Source organism: Actinosynnema sp. NPDC053489 (genome assembly GCF_044544865.1).
Lineage (GTDB): Bacteria > Actinomycetota > Actinomycetes > Mycobacteriales > Pseudonocardiaceae > Actinosynnema.
In genome coordinates, this window is the sequence record NZ_JBITXT010000005.1 from 101,192 (window position 1) to 119,792 (window position 18,601).

Annotated in this window: 18 protein-coding genes and 1 pseudogene; 12 read left to right on the plus strand and 7 right to left on the minus strand. The window is 74.0% G+C overall.

Annotation, left to right across the window (positions count from 1 at the left end; genetic code table 11):
* The 9 genes and pseudogenes from ACIGNX_RS12795 (at position 1) to ACIGNX_RS12835 (ending at position 9,466) form a co-directional block, all read left to right on the plus strand.
* Positions 1–459: an acyl-CoA thioesterase gene (locus ACIGNX_RS12795; RefSeq protein WP_396539381.1), complete on the plus strand. Its 459-nt coding sequence runs from the start codon at positions 1–3 to the stop codon at positions 457–459.
* Positions 456–962 carry a flavin reductase family protein gene (locus ACIGNX_RS12800; protein WP_396539383.1) on the plus strand — a complete coding sequence of 169 codons (507 nt, stop codon included), beginning with the start codon at positions 456–458 and terminating at the stop codon, positions 960–962. Before ACIGNX_RS12795 ends, ACIGNX_RS12800 begins: the two co-directional genes overlap by 4 nt.
* A 31-nt stretch (positions 963–993) precedes the next feature.
* Entirely contained in the window at positions 994–2,067 is a 1,074-nt protein-coding gene (locus tag ACIGNX_RS12805) for an SDR family NAD(P)-dependent oxidoreductase (protein WP_396539385.1), read from the plus strand.
* Positions 2,064–3,671, plus strand: a complete 1,608-nt coding sequence (locus ACIGNX_RS12810; RefSeq protein WP_396539387.1) for an acyl-CoA carboxylase subunit beta — start codon at positions 2,064–2,066, stop codon at positions 3,669–3,671. The genes ACIGNX_RS12805 and ACIGNX_RS12810 overlap by 4 nt, the downstream gene beginning before the upstream one ends.
* Positions 3,672–3,945: 274 nt before the next feature.
* Positions 3,946–4,917, plus strand: coding sequence for a carotenoid oxygenase family protein (locus tag ACIGNX_RS12815; protein ID WP_396539388.1), 972 nt, complete (start codon positions 3,946–3,948; stop codon positions 4,915–4,917).
* A gap of 119 nt (positions 4,918–5,036) precedes the next feature.
* Positions 5,037–5,645, plus strand: a complete 609-nt coding sequence (locus ACIGNX_RS12820) for a TetR/AcrR family transcriptional regulator (protein WP_396539390.1) — start codon at positions 5,037–5,039, stop codon at positions 5,643–5,645.
* Positions 5,646–6,048: 403 nt separating this feature from the next.
* Complete coding sequence (locus tag ACIGNX_RS12825) at positions 6,049–7,920, plus strand: FAD/NAD(P)-binding protein (RefSeq protein ID WP_396539392.1); 1,872 nt, start codon at positions 6,049–6,051, stop codon at positions 7,918–7,920.
* A gap of 427 nt (positions 7,921–8,347) precedes the next feature.
* Positions 8,348–8,413: pseudogene (locus tag ACIGNX_RS12830) on the plus strand (hypothetical protein); the annotation flags it as partial.
* Positions 8,414–8,467: 54 nt separating this feature from the next.
* Positions 8,468–9,466: a putative PEP-binding protein gene (locus ACIGNX_RS12835; RefSeq protein ID WP_396540124.1), complete on the plus strand. Its 999-nt coding sequence runs from the start codon at positions 8,468–8,470 to the stop codon at positions 9,464–9,466.
* A gap of 131 nt (positions 9,467–9,597) precedes the next feature.
* On the opposite strand, the gene ACIGNX_RS12840 is transcribed toward ACIGNX_RS12835, so the two are convergent.
* Positions 9,598–10,269: an enoyl-CoA hydratase-related protein gene (locus ACIGNX_RS12840; protein WP_396539394.1), complete on the minus strand. Its 672-nt coding sequence runs from the start codon at positions 10,267–10,269 to the stop codon at positions 9,598–9,600.
* 88 nt (positions 10,270–10,357) lie between these two features.
* Between ACIGNX_RS12840 and lexA the strand changes: the two genes are divergently transcribed.
* Positions 10,358–11,020: a transcriptional repressor LexA gene (lexA, locus tag ACIGNX_RS12845; RefSeq protein WP_396539396.1), complete on the plus strand. Its 663-nt coding sequence runs from the start codon at positions 10,358–10,360 to the stop codon at positions 11,018–11,020.
* A 119-nt stretch (positions 11,021–11,139) separates the two neighbouring features.
* On the plus strand, positions 11,140–11,562 hold the full coding sequence (locus ACIGNX_RS12850; protein ID WP_396539398.1) for a DUF6292 family protein: 423 nt from the start codon (positions 11,140–11,142) through the stop codon (positions 11,560–11,562).
* Positions 11,563–11,564: 2 nt separating this feature from the next.
* Here ACIGNX_RS12850 and ACIGNX_RS12855 read toward each other — a convergent pair whose 3' ends face one another.
* The 4 genes from ACIGNX_RS12855 to ACIGNX_RS12870 form a co-directional block, all read right to left on the minus strand.
* Positions 11,565–11,795: a hypothetical protein gene (locus ACIGNX_RS12855; RefSeq protein WP_396539400.1), complete on the minus strand. Its 231-nt coding sequence runs from the start codon at positions 11,793–11,795 to the stop codon at positions 11,565–11,567.
* Positions 11,796–11,856: 61 nt separating this feature from the next.
* A complete protein-coding gene (locus ACIGNX_RS12860) occupies positions 11,857–12,270 on the minus strand; it encodes an STAS domain-containing protein (protein ID WP_396539402.1) in 414 nt (137 codons plus the stop codon).
* Positions 12,271–12,362: 92 nt separating this feature from the next.
* Positions 12,363–14,867 (minus strand): CHAT domain-containing protein, encoded by a 2,505-nt coding sequence (locus ACIGNX_RS12865; protein ID WP_396540126.1) that lies wholly within the window; start codon positions 14,865–14,867, stop codon positions 12,363–12,365.
* A gap of 196 nt (positions 14,868–15,063) precedes the next feature.
* A complete protein-coding gene (locus ACIGNX_RS12870) occupies positions 15,064–15,258 on the minus strand; it encodes a hypothetical protein (RefSeq protein ID WP_396539404.1) in 195 nt (64 codons plus the stop codon).
* Between the two features lie 320 nt (positions 15,259–15,578).
* Between ACIGNX_RS12870 and ACIGNX_RS12875 the strand changes: the two genes are divergently transcribed.
* A complete protein-coding gene (locus ACIGNX_RS12875) occupies positions 15,579–16,058 on the plus strand; it encodes a hypothetical protein (RefSeq protein WP_396539406.1) in 480 nt (159 codons plus the stop codon).
* Between the two features lie 7 nt (positions 16,059–16,065).
* On the opposite strand, the gene ACIGNX_RS12880 is transcribed toward ACIGNX_RS12875, so the two are convergent.
* Both ACIGNX_RS12880 and ACIGNX_RS12885 read right to left on the minus strand, forming a co-directional pair.
* The gene (locus tag ACIGNX_RS12880; protein WP_396539408.1) at positions 16,066–17,643 is read right to left on the minus strand and encodes a lipase family protein; all 1,578 of its coding nucleotides are present in this window, start codon (positions 17,641–17,643) and stop codon (positions 16,066–16,068) included.
* A gap of 51 nt (positions 17,644–17,694) precedes the next feature.
* Positions 17,695–18,372, minus strand: coding sequence for a response regulator (locus tag ACIGNX_RS12885; protein WP_396539410.1), 678 nt, complete (start codon positions 18,370–18,372; stop codon positions 17,695–17,697).
* Between the last annotated feature and the right edge of the window lie 229 nt (positions 18,373–18,601).

Below are 18,601 nucleotides of genomic sequence, written 5' to 3' on the forward strand. Positions count from 1 at the left end.
GTGACGAACTACTACGAGATCCGCCACACGGTCGGGTTCGAGGAGACCAACCTCGTCGGCAACGTGTACTACGTGAACTACCTGCGCTGGCAGGGCCGGTGCCGCGAGATGTTCCTCAAGGAGAACGCGCCCAGCGTGCTCCTGGACCTCCAGGACGACCTCAAGCTGTTCACCCTCAAGGTGGAGTGCGAGTTCTTCTCCGAGATCACCCTGTTCGACGAGCTGTCGGTGCGGATGCGGTTGGAGGAGCTGACCCAGACGCAGATCCAGTTCAGCTTCGACTACGTCAAGGTCACCGGGGGCCAGGAGGTCCTGGTCGCCAAGGGCAGGCAGCGGATCGCGTGCATGCGCGGCCCGAACACCAACACGGTGCCCTCCCGGGTGCCCGACGACCTGCGCAAGGCGCTCGCGCCCTACGCCGAGGCCCCGGCGCTCGCCCGCGCCGGGCTGGGGGGATGACGGCCATGTACGAGGCGGCGCCCACGATGGAGGAGACCTCGCTGAGGGACGCGATGTCCCTGTTCGCCACCGGGGTCACGGTGCTCACGGTCGGCGGCGAGCACGTCCACGGCATGACGGCCAACGCGTTCAGCTCGGTGTCGCTCGACCCGCCGCTGGTGCTCGCCTGCATCGCCCACTCGGCGGTGATGCACGAGGCGATCGCCACCACCAAGCGGTTCGGCGTGTCGATCATGGGCGCCGACCAGCAGGCCACCGCGAAGTACTTCGCCGACAAGCGCCGCCCGCTCGGGGCGGAGCAGTTCGACGCGGTGGACTGGGTGGAGGGCCGGCACAGCGGCGCGCCGCTGCTGAACGGGTCGCTGGCGTGGATCGAGTGCGAGCTGGTGCAGTCCTACGCCGGCGGGGACCACACGATCTTCGTCGGCCGGGTGCTCAGCGCCAGCCGGGGTGCGGACGCGCCCGCGCTGTTGTTCTACAGCAGCGCGTTCCACCGGATCTGACGTCGGCCGCACGCTTCGGGAGGTGGTGCACATGCTGGTGACCGTCACCGGTGGTACCGGGTTCGTCGGCTCGCACACGGTCGCGGAACTCGTGCGCGCCGGCCACCGGGTCCGCCTGCTGGTCCGGGACGCGGACGCGGTGGAGGCCGCCACGCGACCGCTGGAGGTGCCGCCGGGCGCGCTGGACGTCGTCGTCGGCGACGTGACCGACGAGCGGTCGGTCGCCGCGGCGGTGCGGGGCGCGGACGCCGTGCTCCACGCGGCGTCGGTGTACTCGTTCGACCGGCGCAGGCGGGCGGAGATGCTCCGCACCAACGCGCACGGCACGGAGGTGGTGCTCGGCGCCGCCCTCCGGGCCGGCGCGGGCCGCGTGGTCCACGTGTCGAGCACCGCGGCCCTGTTCGGGCCCGGGGTGCGGGTGATCGACGAGCGGTCGCCCGTCGGCACGAGCCGCGAGCCGTACGCGACCACCAAGGCCGCGTCGGAGGCCATCGCCAGGCGGCACCAGGACGAGGGGGCGCCGGTGGTCGTGAGCTACCCGCCGGCCCTCCTCGGGCCGCACGACCCGAAGCTGGGCGACCAGACGCAACGGCTGCGCAACACCGTGCGCGGCATCATGCCGATGTGGCCCGCGGGCGGGCTCCAGATCGGCGACGTCCGGGACACGGCGGCGCTGCACGTGGCGCTGCTGTCCCCGGACGCCGGACCGGACGCCCGGCCGGGCACCGCGGGCCCGAACGCACCGGGGTCGAACCCATCAGGGTCGAACCTCGGGCGGCACTTCGGGCCCGGGCACTACCTCACCACGCGGGAGTACGTCGACGCGGTCAGGGAGGCCACGGGGCGGTCGCTGCCCGCGGTCTTCCTGCCCGCGGCGGTGATGACGCCCGTCGGCCGGTTCGTCGACCTCGTGCAGCCCGCGTGGCCGTGGCACCTCCCGGCCGAGCACGAGGCCATCGCCACCGTCGGCGCGGCCGTCCGCGTCGACCCGGCGGCCAGCACGCTCGACCTCAAACCCCGTCCGTTCGCCGACACGGTCACCGACACCGTGCGGTGGCTCGCCGACACCGGAGCGGTGACCGAACGCCAGGCAGGACGCCGATGACCACTTCCGAGATCGACCACGTCAACACCACCCCGGTGCTCCGGCCGGAGCCGCCGGCGCGCACGATGGACCTGCTCCGCGAGCGCAACGACGACCTGCGCGACCGGGCGGTGTCCAACGCCGACGCGGCGCGGCGGCAGCGCGCCCTGGGCAAGCGGACCGCGCGCGAGCGCCTGGAACTGCTGCTGGACAAGGACTCCTTCATCGAGGTCGACCTGTACCGGCGGCACCAGGCGCACGGGCTGAAGGTGTCCGAGCACCGACCGCACACCGACGGCGTGGTGGCGGGCTCGGGCACCATCGAGGGCCGGCGCGTGTTCGTCTACGCGCAGGACTTCACGATCTTCGGCGGCTCGCTCGGCCAGGCGCACGCGGCGAAGATCCACAAGGTGATGGACCTGGCCGTCGACACCGGCTCGCCCATCATCGCGCTCAACGACAGCGGCGGCGCGCGCATCCAGGAAGGCGTGATGGCGCTGGACGGCTACGGCGGCATCTTCCGCCGGCAGGTGGCCGCGTCCGGTGTCATCCCGCAGATCGCCGTGGTGCTCGGGCCGTCCGCGGGCGGCGCCGCGTACTCCCCGGCGCTGGCCGACTTCACGTTCATGGTCCGCGGCACGGCGCAGATGTACCTGACCGGTCCGGACGTGGTGCAGGCGGTGTCGGGGGAGAAGGTGTCGCACGACCAGCTCGGCGGCGCCGGCGTGCACGGCGAGCTGTCCGGTGTGGCGTCGTTCGTGCACGACGACGAGGAGTCGTGCCTGGAGGACGTCCGCTACCTGGTGTCGCTGCTGCCGTCGAACAACCTGGAACCGCCGCCCGCGCACGGACCGGTCGGCGCGGTGGACGACGTGCGGCCGGAGTTCGCCTCGATCGTGCCCGTGGAGCCGAACAAGCCCTACGACATGCGCGCGTTGATCGCGGAGCTGGTGGACGACGGGGAGTTCCTCGAAGTGCACGAGGGCTGGGCGCGCAACGTGGTGGTGGCGTTCGGCCGGGTCGACGGCGACGTCGTGGGCCTGGTGGGCAACCAGCCGATGGTGTCCGCGGGCGTGCTGGACATCGAGGCGTCCCAGAAGGCGGCGCGGTTCGTGCGGTTCTGCGACGCGTTCGGCATCCCCCTGGTGTCGCTGGTGGACGTGCCGGGGTTCCTGCCGGGCACGGCGCAGGAGCACGCGGGCGTGATCCGGCACGGTGCGAAGCTGCTGTACGCCTACTGCGAGGCGTCGGTGCCGCGCATCCAGGTCATCGTGCGCAAGGCATACGGCGGCGCGTACATCGTGATGGACTCCCGGTCGATCGGCACGGACCTGTCGCTGGCCTGGCCGACGAACGAGATCGCGGTGATGGGCGCGGAGGGCGCGGTGAACGTGATCTTCCGCAAGGAGCTGGCGGCGGCCGCCGACCCGGACGCGCTGCGGGCGGAGCTGCTCGCGGAGTACTCCGAGCAGCTGGTGCACCCGTACTACGCGGCGGAGAGGGGACTGGTGGACGACGTGATCGACCCGTCCCACACCCGCGCCGCGGTGGCCCGGGGACTGGCCATGCTGCGCAACAAGCGCCGCCCGACCCCGGCGCGCAAGCACGGCAACGTGCCGCTGTAGCGACGGCGGCGCGAAGGCGACAGCGCGAAGGCGACGGCACCTCACCCTCGGGTGGGGTGCCGTCGTCTTCGCGCGTCCGGGGCTGCGCCGGCCGGGTGAGGGGAGGGGCGCGGCGCGGCGTCCGATCGGGCGAGGCGGGGTGCGGGAGCGCGTGGGCAATACGCCGGGTGGGTATATCCGGCCCGGCGGCCCGGATCGCCTTGACGGGGTTCCATAACGCCGCTATAAATAGTAGTAAGACAGTGTTATGGAACGTGTGGACGGGGTGGTTGCCGTGGTCGCGTCGGTCCGGGAAGTCGCGGGAGCGCTGGTGGTCCGCGGTGCGCTGCCCGCCGAGCTGGACGGTGCGCTGGTCTGGTCCGGCGAGTACGGCGCGTCCGGGGTCCGCCTCGGTCCCGGCGGCGCGCGCTGGTACCGCGGTCCCAGGCCGGCCGCCCTGGCGCCGGCCGACTGGCCCGCCGGTGCCACGATGGCCCGCCCGGTGTTCGACGGGAAGCTGTGGCACACGGCCATGTCCCACCCCGACCTCGGGTACGCCGAGCACGTCACCCTCGGCCCGGAGGGCGAGCTGCTGCGCGCCGAGCCGTTCCCGCTGGAGGCCGCGCCCCGGATGCGCGCCGCCGGCGTGACGGACCGGTTCGTGGTCGTCTTCGACTCCGCCCCCTACTACAGCCGGGCGGCGGACCTCGTCGGCCTGCGCGACCCGTACTCCGGCCCGGCCACGGGCCCCGCCCGCATCGGCCTGCTGGCCTACGGCGAGCCCCGCTGGTTCGAGGTCGGCGAGGGCGAGGTGCTCTCCCTCGTCAACGCCTACGAGGACCTCGGCCGCGTGGTCGTGGACGCCGTGTGGGCGCCGGGCGTGCTGCGCCGCCACACGCTCGACCTCGCCACCGGGGGCGTGCGCCGGGTGGAGCTGCCCGCGATGGACGTCGGCTCGGTCGACGGGCGCCTGACCGGTCGCCGCCACCGCTTCGTCTTCGGCGTGGCCGGCACCTCCGTCGTCCGCCACGACGTGGCCCTGGGCTGCACCTGGCGGCGCGAGCTCGGCGTGACGCCGGGCCAGCCGGTCTTCGTGCCGCGCGGCGCGGACGAGGGCGACGGCTGGGTCGTGGTGGTCGCGGGGGACGAGGTGCTGGTGCTCGACGCGGGCGACCTCGCCGGTCGGCCGGTCGCGGTGGTGCGCCTGCCGTTCGAGGTCCGGGCGTCGCGGCGCGCCACGTGGGTCGCTGGCCCGCTCGCGGGCTGAAAGCCTTGCCCGGCGGGCGGTCCCGGCCCGCCGGGGGTCCGGCCGCGGGGTCCGGTGGCGATCTTCGGTGATGGTCGGGCCACCGGCTCGGGAGTAGACTTCGGGGAACCATCCCTGGCGTGGCGACGGCGAGGGGAACCGTGCACCGATCCGCTGCTGAGACCCGGTCCCACGTGCTGCGCGTGGCCGGGGACCTGTTCTACCTGAGGGGGATCCGGGCCACGGGCGTCGACCTCGTGGCGGCCGAGGCCGGTGTCGCGCCCACCACGCTGTACCGGCTGTTCGCGTCGAAGGACGACCTGGTCGGCGCCTACGTCGAGACCGCCGACCTCGACTTCCGCGGCCGGTTCACCGCCGCCGTCGAGGGGGCGGGCCCCGATCCGCGCGACCGCATCCTCGCCGTGTTCGACCTGGTCTTCGCGGAGGTCGCCGCCGACGCCTTCCGCGGCTGCCGGTTCCTGATGTCGCTGGCCGAGTTCCCCGAGCCGGCGCTGCCCGCGCACCGCAACGCGCTCGCGGCGAAGTCGTGGACCCGGGAGCGGATCGCCGAGCTGACCGGGCAGCTCGGGGTCGCCGACCCGGGCGAGCTGGCCGACCACCTGATGCTGCTCTTCGAGGGCCTGCACGCGTCGGGCCAGTCGTTCGGCCCGGACGGTCCCGCCCGGCGCGCGCGGGGTTTGGCCGAGCGCGTCCTGGACGCCGCCGCGCCGCGTCCCGTCACTTCCTGACGATTTTCCGCCACTTCCGCCGGATTGTCCGGCGCGGCGACGTCCCGTCGTGCCCCGGTGTTTCGCCGGAACTGGTCCCGGGCACATTGTCAAGCATTTAGCCGACCGTCACTTCGGGAATGTGCGGGAATCCGTGGCGATCCGCCGCCATCCGGTTGTTCCGGCCCGTTCCGGCCTTGTGACCTGCGAAGATCGCTCCGTCGAACGCGTCGATCGCCCTCCACCGGGCCGTACGTGAAATCCGAAGCACAATTGGGTCACGCGTCCCTCGCACCGTGTTCACCTGGCACGATCGAAGGTATTCTTCGAGCCGATCACCCAATGCGCCGTGCGGCACGGCACGGCTTCGGCCGGGGTTCGGCCGCCTTCGGCGGGTAGCGCCAGAGGGGACAGAGGTGGCACGGTGAAAAGCTTCGACCAATTACGCAGGGTCGTCGTCGTCGGAGCGGGTTTGGCCGGCGTCGCGACCGCCATCCGCCTCCTCCGGTTCGCCCGCGAGCCGGTGCAGGTGGTGCTGCTCGAACGCCGGCCGGAATACCGGAACGCCGGCGTGGCGTACCAGCGGGAGAGCAACCACTGGCACCACGTGTTCAACATCCAGGCGGGCCGCATGTCGGCCTTCCGCGAGGACGTGGACGACTTCATCAGGTGGGCCAACCACGAGGCCGACCGGTCCGACTGGCCCGCCGACTGGCGCGACCACGAGTTCAGCGAGTCCGGTCCGGCGCCGCGCCGGATCTACCACGACTACCTGGAGGACCGCCTCGCCGAGGCGGTGCGGGAGGCGGGGGAGGGCGTCACGCTGGTCGAGGCCGACGGCGAGGCGGTCGACGTCGACGTGTTCGACGACCACGCGCACGTCGTGGTGGAGGGCCTGGCCATGCCGGCCGGTTCGCCGGCGACCGAGCGGGCGCTGCTGCGGGCCGACCACGTGGTGCTCGCCACCGGCCTGGAGACGAAGTACCCGGCGTTCGCGAGCGAGGTGCTCGACCACCCCGCGTTCGTCCGCAGCCCCTATTCCCCCAGCGGCATCCAACGGGTCCTCGGCGTCCGCGGAGACGGCGTCGTGGCCATCATCGGCTCGTTGCTCAGCGCCTACGACTCCGCGACGCTGCTCCTGCGGCGCGGCCACGAAGGCGCGATCCACATGATTTCCGGCTCCGGGCTGACGCCCCGCACCTATCCGGCCGACCACCGGCACCAGGTGCTCGAACTGCCGCCGCCACAACTGCTCGGCGACACCTACGAGGGCCGCGAGGAATTCATCCGCCGGTTCCGCGAGGAATGGGACCGGGCGTGCGCGCTGCTCACCCGGGAACACCCCGACGTGTCGCCGGTGGTGGTGACCGAACGCGTCGCCAAGTCGTGGGAGCCCTACCTGCCCGCGATCCTGGAACGCATTCCCACCGACGAACTGCGCGCGCTGCTCGACGGTTACGGGACCCTCCTGGCCGTGTTGCGGGTGAGCGCGATGGCGTACACCACGGACATCGTCGACGCCGCCAGGGGCGAGAACGGGCAGGTGGTGCTCACGACCGGCCGGGTGCGGCACGTCGAGGCCGCCGATTCCGGGAAGCTCGTGCTGACGGTCGTCACCCCGGATTCGACCACGCGCACGATCGAGGCCGACCTGGTCGTCTCGAACTTCGGGCGGGAGACGAATTACGAGCGCGCCGATTCCAAGCTCTGGACGAGCCTGCTGCGCAAGAAGCTCGCGGTCGTGCACCAGCGCACCGGTCGCGGTGTCGAAGTCGACCCGTGCGGCCGGCTCCTCGGACCCGACGGGGCGCCGTCCGGTCCGATCTCCGTCGTCGGCAGCCCGCGCGAGGGCGACGAGATCGTCCGGAACGGCCGGACGGGCGCCTTCACCTTCAACCTCGCCGCCATCAAGAACCACTCGGTGGAGGTCGCGGCGACGACGCTGCACCGGATCGAGTCCTGTTTCGACGAACGGGCCGTCGACGTCGCCGAAGCGCTCTCCCGCGCGGCCGACCCGGAACTGCGCGAGGCGGCGACGCGGTCGGTGGACCTCGAAGTGCGGCGGATGGCCACCAGGCCCCGCGACGAGCGCGAGTCGCTCGCCCTGCGGCTGGAGGGCGACCTCGGGCACGTCCGCGACCTGCTCGCCCGCGGCGCCGCGACCCCGCCGTCCGACCGGGCCGTGCGGTTCGCGGTCAGCTCGGCCGCCACCACGAAGCTGACCGACCTCTCCGTGACACCGCGCGAACTGCGCACCGCCCTCGGGCTCGAAGGATCCGTCGAGCCGGTCGGCTGAACCGAACTCCTCTCATCTCTCCACCATTTCTACGCGGCGCGTTCCGACACCGACTACTCCGCCGTTGCCCGCGCTCCGGCGGCGCTTCGCCGGCACGCGGGCTAACCGCACCCGCGCCGGGTGTGGCACGAATGGACCACGACCTCGCACTCGAGAAGATGCGCGGCCGCTCCGACGACTGCGAGGCTCGTGCCATGGCCCGTCGTGTTCGACGCAAACCCGGGGCCGACATCGGTTCGCACGACGTCGGCCCCCCGAGTCGGCACCAAGACCGACTTGCCCACCAGGTCCGCACCCCGAATGGAATCGGTAGGAGGATGCCGTGAGCCCGCGCGAGATCCCAGGGGTTCTGCTCGTCGGTTCGCCGTCGACGAGCGTCCGCGGCGTCGCCAATCACACCGGAAGACCCCTGCCCGGTTCCGTGTTGGTGGTCGAGGCACTCGGCCCGGAACTCTACGACACCATCGTCAAGTCCGCCGCGGTCGTCTGTTCCGGTGGCGGCCGCACCGGTCACATGGAATCCCTGTGCCGCTCACGGGGAATTCCGGTGCTCCGGATTCCGCACGCCGAACTCGCCGGCCTGGTCGGCCACGTGACCGTCCGGACGGATCGCGAGTCCGTCACGCTCGGCGAGTCCGACACCGCGGAGCAGCCCGCGGAATACCCCACCGTCACCCCGGACGACCTGCGGTCGGTCTGCGTCGTCATCGCCGACGCCACCGACATCCAGTCGACGAACGCGATCCAGCCGCGCGTCGACCAGGTCACCTCGTTCTTCATCCGCGAGGAGTTCGTGTGCCTCGCCTCCGGCCTGAGCCCGCTCGACGCGCTGCGCGCCGGCGTGGCGGAGGCCGAGCGCTACGGCGCGGCGATCGGCGCGGAGCTGTGCGCCATCGTGAAGGAGCTCCTGCCGGGCCAGCGGCTCGTGATGAGGCTGCTCGACCTCAGGTCCGACGACGCCGCGCAGATCACCAACGAGGTGGACGTCGACCACGAGTCCAACCCCGAGCTGGGCCTGCACGGCGCCCGGTGGCTGCTGCACGAGCCGTACTACCCGCACGCGTTCCAGGCGCTGCGCGCGTACGTGGCGGAGCGGCTGGGCCCGGAGGCGGGCCGCGTGAGCTTCGCGGTGCCGTTCATCAACGACCAGGACGAGTTCCTGCGGCTGAGGGCGCGCCTCGGGCTGTCCGCGGACGTGCCGCTGTCGGTGTTCGTCGAGACGCCGGCCGCGGTCCACTCGGTGGAGGAGTTCGCGGCGGCGGGCGCCAGCGAGATCTTCATGGGCACCAAGGACCTGACGCAGTTCTACCTGGCCGCGGACCGGGGCAACCACCGCGTCGCCTCGTCGTACCAGACGCGGCACGCGGCGGTCATGTCCGGGCTTCGTCAGTCGGTCGAGGCGGGGCGCAGGGCCGGCGTGCCGGTCCACGTGTTCGCCCTCGGCGCGGACGTCGGCTACTACTTCAAGCACCTGCCGACGGACCGGTTCATGATGTGCACCGCCGAACTCCGGCAGCTCGCCCTGGACGCGCACGCCGCACGGTGACGCGGCGGCCCCACCGCGCCCCGCGTCACCCGCCGCAGCACGACCGCGCCGCGCACCGCGCCGGTCGGGCGCTGCCCCCCGGAGTGGCCTCCGACGTCGACCCCCGGGTCGGGGGCCACTCCGCGGGAGGATCACCCGAGCAGCCGCTCCGGGTCGCGCAGCAGGTCCACTGTGGACGAGTACATCCGGGACTTGATGGTGCCCAGCGTGGCGCCCGCCTTGCCCGCGTGCGCGGCGGCGATGCCGACCGCGGTCGACCGGACGGCGTCCTCGGCCACCGCGACGTCCACGATGGCCGCGGCGGCGGCGTCCTCGCCCCCGTAGCGGCGGGCGGTCGTCATGGCCTCGTGCGCCGCCTGCGGGGTCAGCCGCGCCTGGATGAGCGACGACATGCCGGGCGTGAACGGGATGCCGATCTCGGCCTCCGGCAGGCACCAGAAGCCGCGGTCGGCGCGCATCACGCGGAAGTCGTGCGCCAGGGCCAGCATCGCGCCGGCGGCGAAGGTGTGGCCCTGCAGCGCGGCCACGGAGATCACCGGCAGCTCCAGCAGCCGCGCGAGCAGCGCGTGCACGGAGACGACGTACTCGCGGTACCGCTCGCCGTTGGCGGCCAGCCACTCCAGGTCCAGGCCGTTGGAGAAGAACTTGCCGGTGGCGGTGGTGACCAGGGCGCGGGCGCCCTCGGCCCGCTCGACCTCGCCCAGCGCGGCGTCGACCGAGGCGATCCAGTCGGGGTGGAACCGGTTCTCGGCGTCCCCGAGGTCGAGGATGAACACGTCGTCCTGGCGGTCGAGCTGCGGCATGGGCGTTCCTTCGGTCCGGACGGTGGCTACCGATCGGTAACATAGTGCCGGGGCCCGGCCGGTGCCACCCTTCTCTATGATCCCGGAGGTGACCGCCTACGACGATCTCGACGCGTTCGAGCACCTGGACACCTCCACCCTGCCGCCGCGCCAGCGGCGCATCCTGGCGGTGATCCGGGACTGGGTGGTCCGGCACGGGTACTCCCCGAGCACGCGCGAGATCGGCGACGCGGTCGGCCTGCGGTCCTCCTCGTCGGTGTCCAAGCACCTGGCGGCCCTGGAGGAGAAGGGCTTCCTGCGCCGCGCCGCCGCCCTGTCCCGGCCGATCGACGTGCGGCTGTTCCTGCACGGGACCCCGGCGCGGGAGTCGACCGGCGACTCCGTGCCCGTGCCCGTGGTCGGCCACATCGCCGCGGGCGCGCCCATCGCGGCCGAGGAGCACGTGGACGACGTGCTGTCGCTGCCCCGCGAGCTGACCGGCCGCGGCACGCTCTTCGGCCTGCGGGTGCGCGGGGACTCGATGGTCGACGCGGCGATCTGCGACGGCGACATCGTCGTCGTGCGGCAGCAGCACGAGGCGCACTCCGGCCAGATCGTCGCCGCGATGATCGACGGCGAGGCCACCGTCAAGGTGTACCGCCGCCGCAACGGCCACGTGTTCCTGGAGCCGCGCAACCCGGCCTACGAGGTGATCGACGGCGACCGGGCCGCGGTGCTCGGGACCGTGGTGTCGGTGCTGCGCAGCGTCTGACCGCGCCGGGCTGCGCCGAACGGCGGTCACCCGGCGTCACGTCGTCTCAGCCGAACGGCCTAATGCCTCCCGCGGCCGTTCGGCGGCAGACTGGGCCGGTCGAGACGCGCGGAGGTCGCATGGCCGGTATCGAGGCGGGTGGCCCGCAGGACCAGGGCCTGCGGCAGTACCTGCGGTTGATCGCCAGGACGCTCGGCGTCGACCTGGAGTCGTGCTGGTACGAGTGCGACCCCGACGCCACCGCCTACATCGCGCTGGACCAGCGCGTGCCGCGGCACCCGGACCACGACCTGGCACTGCTCTGGGACGAGCACACCGGGTGGTGCGCCGGCATCGAAGTGGGCCGGGGCGCGGACCTGCTCCCGCTGACCTACCTGGGCCCGCCGGTGCTGCCGCCGCCCGAGGCCGTCACGGTGTTCGTCTCGGACCTCGTCGCCGGCCGCCCGCCCGACCGCCCCGAGCCGCCCGCCATGCCGGCGGAGGCCCACCTGGGCGACCTGCTCGTCGAGTACGCCGACCACGCGCCCGCCGCGGTGCTGTGACCTCAGTCGGCGGGCCCGCGCAGGGTCAGCACGACCCGCAGCACGTGCTCGACCGCGGAGGGGAACGCGGCGCCCCGCAGCTCACCGCGCGTGGCGAGGTTGCGGGAGGCCAGGTCGAGCACCCGCTCCGGGCCGCCGCGCCGCACGACGAGCGCGGCGATCTCCTCCAGGTCCAGCCCCGGGTTGTCCAGCCGGGTCAGGGCGAACTCGACCACGACTTCCTCGTCCGTCACGACCGGCTCCCCCCGACGCGGCCTGCCCGGGCCCGGCGGGCGTGTCCGCCCGCTGCCGGGCTCACGACGACCACCAGGAGAAACCGCCGTCGCCCGGTGCCTCGTACCGCCCCGCGCGCACGGCGGCCACCGCCTCCTCGGTGGTGCGGTGCAGCCGCAGCACGTCCTCCATGTCGGTCATCCGGATCGGCCGCGCCACCGTGCGCCGACCCGCCACGACGGCGAACCCGGCGCCCACCACGTCGGCGCGCTGCCGCACCTCCACCAGGACCGCGATGCCCATCGACCCGAAGAAGCCGACGTCGCCGAGGTCGACCACCAGCGCGGCCGCGCGGCCGTTCAGGCAGGTGAACAGCGCTTCCCGCACCTCGCGGAACGTGTCGACGTCGAAGTCGCCGTGCACGTCGGCGATCACCACGCCGTCCGCGCCGCCGTCCCGCACCGTCACCGCCGGCTGCTCGACATCCACGTGCACGCCGCTCCCTCACCCCGATCCGGCTGGTCCGCGTCCCCCACCATTACCCGCTCGGCGCGCCGCCGACACCGCCGACCCGGCCGGGACGCCGCTCAGCCGCTGCCCAGGCAGACGAACGGCCGGCGCAGCGGGTCGACCGCGATGGCGTCGGCCAGCGCCACGGCCGGTCGCGCGCCGGCGGCCAGGCGGCGGTGGTAGTCGTCCATCGCGGCGGCGCACGCCCGGTCGCCCACCCGGCTCAGCGGCGCGACCACCACCTGCGAGCCGACGGCCAGCAGGGCGCTCGCGAACCCCAGCGGCTCGTCGCCGGGCCGGATGCGGTTCAGCGCCAGCTCGCACGCGGCCAGCACGACCTGCCGGGGCGGGTGCGCCAGGCCCGCCACCTCGTGCGCGTAGAGCGGGCCGTCGGCCAGCTCCAGGCGGGAGAACAGGGCGTTCTCCGGCTCGTGCACGCCGTGCGCGGCCAGGTGCGCGACCTCCGCGCCGTCCAGGGCCTCCAGCACCGAGGCGACCGAAGCGCCCTCGTCCGACAGCAACGCCGCCGTGGTGTAGTGCGCGCCCAGCCCGTCGATCTCGCCGACGGCGGCGGGCAGCCCCGGCCCGCGGGCCAGCACCGTGCGGCCGGGCGCCCGGCTCGCGGCCCGGTCCGCCGCCAGCCACGCGGTGGCCGAGGGCGCCACGGCGGTCGGCCGGCCGCGCAGCGTCGGCAGCACGCCCCACGGCACCGCGTACAGCGCGCCGGTCGGCACGATCACCAGCTCCCGGTCGCCGACCAGGCCGGTCAGCGGCTGGATCAGCTGCGCGTCGAGCCGGTCCGCCTGCTTGTGCGCCGACACCGCCATGACCCGCGCCAGCGGTTCCGGCAGGTGGTCGGGCGCGAGCGCGTTGAGGTCTGCGTTGAGCATCCGGGCGCTCTCGGCCGCCCGCTCGGCCGACCCGAGCCGCGCCAGCCGCACGTCCGAGCCCACCACGACGACCGCGACCAGCTCGTCCTCCGACGAGGCGAAGCTGACCAGCGCCCGCTCGCCCAACCGGGCCGCCACCTCGGCGAGCCGCGCGACCGGGCGCGGCCTGCCCCACCGGCCGGCGTGCCAGCCGAGCCGGTTCGCCTCGCGCAGGCTCTCCGCGTGGCGGGCGCGCAGCGCGGCGGTCGGGTGCCCCTCGTGCTCGGCCTGGTGGATCGACTGCGTGAGGCTGCGGACCTCGGCGATGCGCTCGGCCAGCTCCGGCTGGTCGGGCCGGGCCAGCGGCTCGTAGCGGTAGGTCTGCGCCCGGGTCCGCTCCAGCCAGGAGAACAGCCGGCGCGCGTCGCCGCCGTCCAGCACGAGCCGGACGGCCAGCTCCGTCAGCTCCCGCCCGTGCAGCGCGGTGCCGGACAGCAGCTCCAGCCCGCCCATCCGGTCGCGCACGTGGTCCAGGTCCGTCAGGCCGGCCCGGATCTCGGCGAGCGCGGCGGTCCGGTCGCCGCGGGCCACGGCCAGCTCGGCCCGGCACAGCCGGCGCAGCATCCGGTGGTCGATCGGCGTCAGCCTCCCCGGCCGCGGCACCCGGTCGAGCACGCGCTCGGCCGCGTCGACGTCGCCGCGCCGGATCTCCAGCCGCACCGCGAGCATCCGCGCCAGGGCCGCCTGCTCGGCCAGCCGCGGCGCGGGCAGCGCGTCGGCGAACTCCAGCGCCCGCCTGGGCACCGACCGCGGCACCCGGCCGGACCGCAGCGCCCTCGCGGTGTCCACGCGCAGCCCGATGAGGGTGGCGTTGGCGACGCACGTCTCGCAGCCCCAGCGCCGCATCCGCTGCCGCGCCGACGAGGCCATGGTCCGGGCGAGGTCGAGGTCACCGGTCATGTAGGCGGCCGCGGCCCGGTACAGCTCCACGTTGCCCAGGTACCGCGTCACGCCGTGCGCGGCGCGCAGCACGGGCAGCACGCCGTCGAGCTGGCTGCCGGCCTCGTCCGCGAGGCCCGCGGCCATGAGCGCCTGCGCCCGGTCCAGCCCGAGCAGCACCGGCATGTCCAGGCCCCGCTCGCGGAACGACCGCTCGCTGGTCTCGAAGCGCCGCAGGGCGGCCGGGACGTCGCCGCGCCGCAGCTCCAGCACGGCCAGCGCGTGGGCCGCGTCGGCCGCCCGGTCCGACAGGCCGTGCTCGGTCGCCACCGCGACGGCCCGCGCGAGGTCCTGGCGGGCCTGGCCGATCGACCCGAGCCTGGTGTGCGCGGTGCCCCGGCTCCACAGCGACTTGACCATCGGCTCGACCAGCGCGGGCGTCGGGTCGCCGATGGCCAACCGGCGTTCGTGGTGCTCCAGCGCGGAGTCGAAGACGGTCACGGCGTCCTCGATCAACCCCGCGTTCAGCAGGAGCAGCCCGCGGTTGTGCTCGACGTTGCCCCGCATCTCCTCCTTGACGAGCGGGTCGGCCAGGTCCTCGACCATCCGCCGCACCTCGGCCAGCCCGTCCAGCGCCGCGATGGGCCCGGAGGTCTCGGCCGCGAGCGCGGCGAGCGTCGAGGCCAGCCGGACCCGGGTCACCTGCCACTGCGAGCGGGTCTCGGGGTCGACGGGGGCGACCTGTTCCGCGAGGTCCTGCCCGCGGCGCAACATCCGCACGGCGTCGTGGTGCCGCCCGGAGCACGACGCGTCCACGCCGCGTCGGTGCAGCTCGCGTGCTTCGCGGATCACCAGGGCTTCGTCGTGGGCGACGGTTACCGGCACCCCTCTATGACACCACAGGCCACCCCCGCGAGAACGCCCGCCGACCAGGGGACCCGGTCGGCGGGCGTTTTCACGGTGTGACGGGTCAGGCCGGCGTCTTCGTCACGCAACCGCCACCCACGCACATCGGCGACAGCTCGCCGTCGTCGTGCGTGTGGTCGTGGTGGTGCTCGTGCCGGTGCTCCTGCGCGGTGTCCGACCCGGACGCGGTGCCGGTCTCCTCCGGCCGACCGCGCTCGGTGCCCTCGTCCCGCAAGTCGTTCTCCGTGGGCGTCGACAAAACGATCTCCCTCCCCTGGGATCTGTCGTGGCCGTGCAGCGACTCAACTGATTGCGCTGAGTCAAGTTCGGCGGACCCCTCGTACCGCTCGAACAGGTTAATGGTGGCACAACGGCCTAACGAGGGAGAGCGAATTTCGCAGATCTCGTGAACCGAGCGTTCCGGCTGTGCCTAAATGATCGTGATTTTCACCCATTCAGGTAACTGCGACCTGCGTGTTCCGAGCGCACCGCGAACCGGCCCGCGCGGCCCGGGGCGGACCCGGCCAACCGTTATCGCGCCGTGACGTCTCCGGGGCGGGCCGGCGCGTCACAGTGACCGTGAAGATCCTCCTGCCGGTGATCGCCCTCCTCGCGCTGGTCGCGGGCTGCTCCACGGCGGTGTCGGGCAGCGGCTCCGGGCCGACCCGCGCGACCACCCCCGCGACCACGCCCTCCGGGACCACGCCCTCCGAGGCGACACCCTCCGGGACGACGTCCGGGGAGGCGACCACGACCGCCTTGCCGCTGCCGACGATCGACGAGTCCGCGCCCGCCCGGTTCTGCCAGGACGCGTTCCCCGGCGCGCTGGGCAAGCCGATGCTCGCCGTGGTGGTCGAGACGCCGTCGGGCCGGCTGACGTGCGACCGGGCCGCGGCCGTGCTCGTGGACTACTACGCCGAGCGCCGCGACCCGATCACCGGGCTGCCGCCGCTGGTGGTCGCCGGCCTGACGTGCAACCAGGTGCCCGAACCGGCGCTGCCGCAGGTCGTGTGCTCCGACGGTGACGACCTCGTCTACTCGATGTGGCCGCAGACCTGACGCCCGGTCAGAACCGGCCGAACAGCCAGCGCCCCGGCTTGTCCGGGCTCGGGTCGAGGCAGAACTCGCGGGTGGCGCGGACCAGCTCGGCGACCTCGACCGTGCCGCGGCCGTCGGCGTCGAGGCGGTCGAAGAGGGCTTCGGCGTCCGGTTGGCCGCACCGCGCGAGCAGGGTCAGCAGCTCGTCCCGCTCGATCACGCCCGTGCCGTTCACGTCGACCAGCGACACCACGGCCTCGGCCAGCGGGCGCAGCGTCCGGTCGAACGCGGTGTGCGTCGCGCGGGCCGTCCAGGCCAGGAACTCCGCCTTGCCGACGCGGCCGTCGTCGTCGGTGCCGGACTCGGCGGCCAGGGCGCGCCACAGCGCGCGGTAGCCCGAGCGGACCGCCATCGCGGCGGCCGACCGGGGCGGGTGCCCGAACGACTGCGCCAGGCGCAGCGCGAAGACCTCGAAGTCGTCGCGGCCCAGCCGGCCGTCACCCGTCGCGTCCAGCAGGTCGAGGCGCGGCGCCGGCACGGCGGGCGCGGGGGAGTGGCCGGTGACCTCCGCCGCCCAGGCCACCGCGTCGGGGTGGGCGGCGGCCAGGACCGCGCCGTGGTCCGCCTCCGGGTACGTGGTCAGGCGCACCGCGCTGCCCTGCGCGGCGAGGGCGTCGGCGAAGTCGTGGACCACCTCGGGCGGCACGATCTCGTCCGCGCCGGCCGCGGCCAGGAACACCGGCCGGTCCAGGCGCGCGACCGGGACGCGGCACTCGTCCAGCACCCGGGCCACCTCGTCGTGCCGGGTCAGGTCGGTCAGCCCGGTCTCGTGGTTGGTGACGGCGGCGGTGGCGCGGAACATCTCCACCAGCGACACGCGTTCGGCCAGGTCGACCAGGGCCGTGCCGCGCTCGGTGAGGAAGCCGTGCGCGAAGCCCGGGTACCGGGCGCGCATGCCGGCCAGGACGATCGGGACGAACGGGCAGACGGCCGCGGCGGCGTCGCCGGTGCGGGTGGCGACGACCCGCAGCACGTGCACGGGCGGCGCGAGCGCGATTGTGCCGAGGAAGCGCAGCTCCGGCGCGTACGTCGTGGCCACGAGGGCGGTGAACAGCGCCGCGTGGCCGCCCTGCGAGAAGCCCGCGACGAGCCAGCGGTCCGACAGCGGGTGGTCCAGCCGCCGCGCGGCCCGGACGATGTCGATCACGTCGTCGGACACCGCCTCGCCGTTGAGGTACGGGTGCGGTCCGGGCGTGGCGAGCCCTTCGTAGTCCGTCGCGGCGACGGCGTAGCCGGCCCGCAGCCACCTCGCGACGTGCGCCCGTTCGAGCCGGAGCAGGCCGGTGCGGGAGGGCGCGGTGCGGTCGGACAGGCCCGTGGTGCCGTGGGCGTAGCCGAGGACGGGCCAGCCGCCCGGCGGCGGCGCGCCTTCGGGGAGGAACACGGACCCGGTGACGAGGCGGCCCCGGCCGTCGTGCCCGACGCCCTGGTAGAAGACCCGGTACGCGGCGTCGGCGTGGTCGGGCCGCAACCGCGCCGGCAGCGGGCGCGCCCGGATCAGCGTGCCGGGGCGCCTGGCGGGTCCGGTTCCGGTCGAGGAGGTCACGTCACCGGGACGGTAGCGGCTCGCGGGGTCGCCGACCGGGTGAACCGGTGGTCAGGCGTCGAGCCGGTACCCCGCGCCGCGCACGGTCAGCACGAGGGCCGGGTCGTCGGGGTTGGCCTCGACCTTGCGGCGCAGCCTGCGGATGTGCACGTCGAGCAGGCGGGTGTCGCCGAAGTAGTCGTAGCCCCACACGCGCTGCAGCAGCTGCTCGCGGGTGACGATCCGCCCGCCCGCCGCCGCCAGCTCGACCAGCAGCCGGAACTCCGTCCTGGTCAGGTGCACCTCGACGCCGTCGCGGTGGACCGTGCCGACGTCCGGGCGGATCTCCAGCGGCCCCACCCCGATCACCTCGTCCTGCCGCCCGCCGCCGCGCCGCCGCAGCAGCGCCCGGATGCGCGCTGCCAGCACGCTGGCGACCAGCGGCTTGGTGACGTAGTCGTCCGCGCCCGCCTCCAGCCCGGCGATCACGTCGGCGGCGTCGGCGCGGGCGGTCACGATGATGATCGGCAGGTCGCCGCGGGCGCGCAGGGTGCGGCACACCTCCAGGCCGTCCACGCCGGGCAGCACCAGGTCCAGCAGCACGACGTCGGGCTCGGTGACGGCGAGCAGCTCCAGGGCCTCCTCGCCCGACACCGCGTCGGTGACGGCGAAGCCCTCGTCGCCGAGGGCCAGCCCGAGGGCCTGCCTGATGTGCTCGTCGTCCTCGACCAGCAGAACGGAGAAGTCCATGGCACCGCGATCCTGCCGCACCGCGGCCGCCCGCGCCCGGATCGCAAGGTGACCGCAAGGTTCCGCCACCGGCGCGCCCCCGCGCGGACCTCGGACCACCCCGGCGACCTTGACGGGTCGGGGTGGGCCTTGAATACTGCTCGGAAAGCGCTTTCCGACGGAGGGGGTCCGCGTGGACGGGATCGTCGTCGCGCCCGGTGGCACGACCGCCCGGGTCGACGTGCCGGGG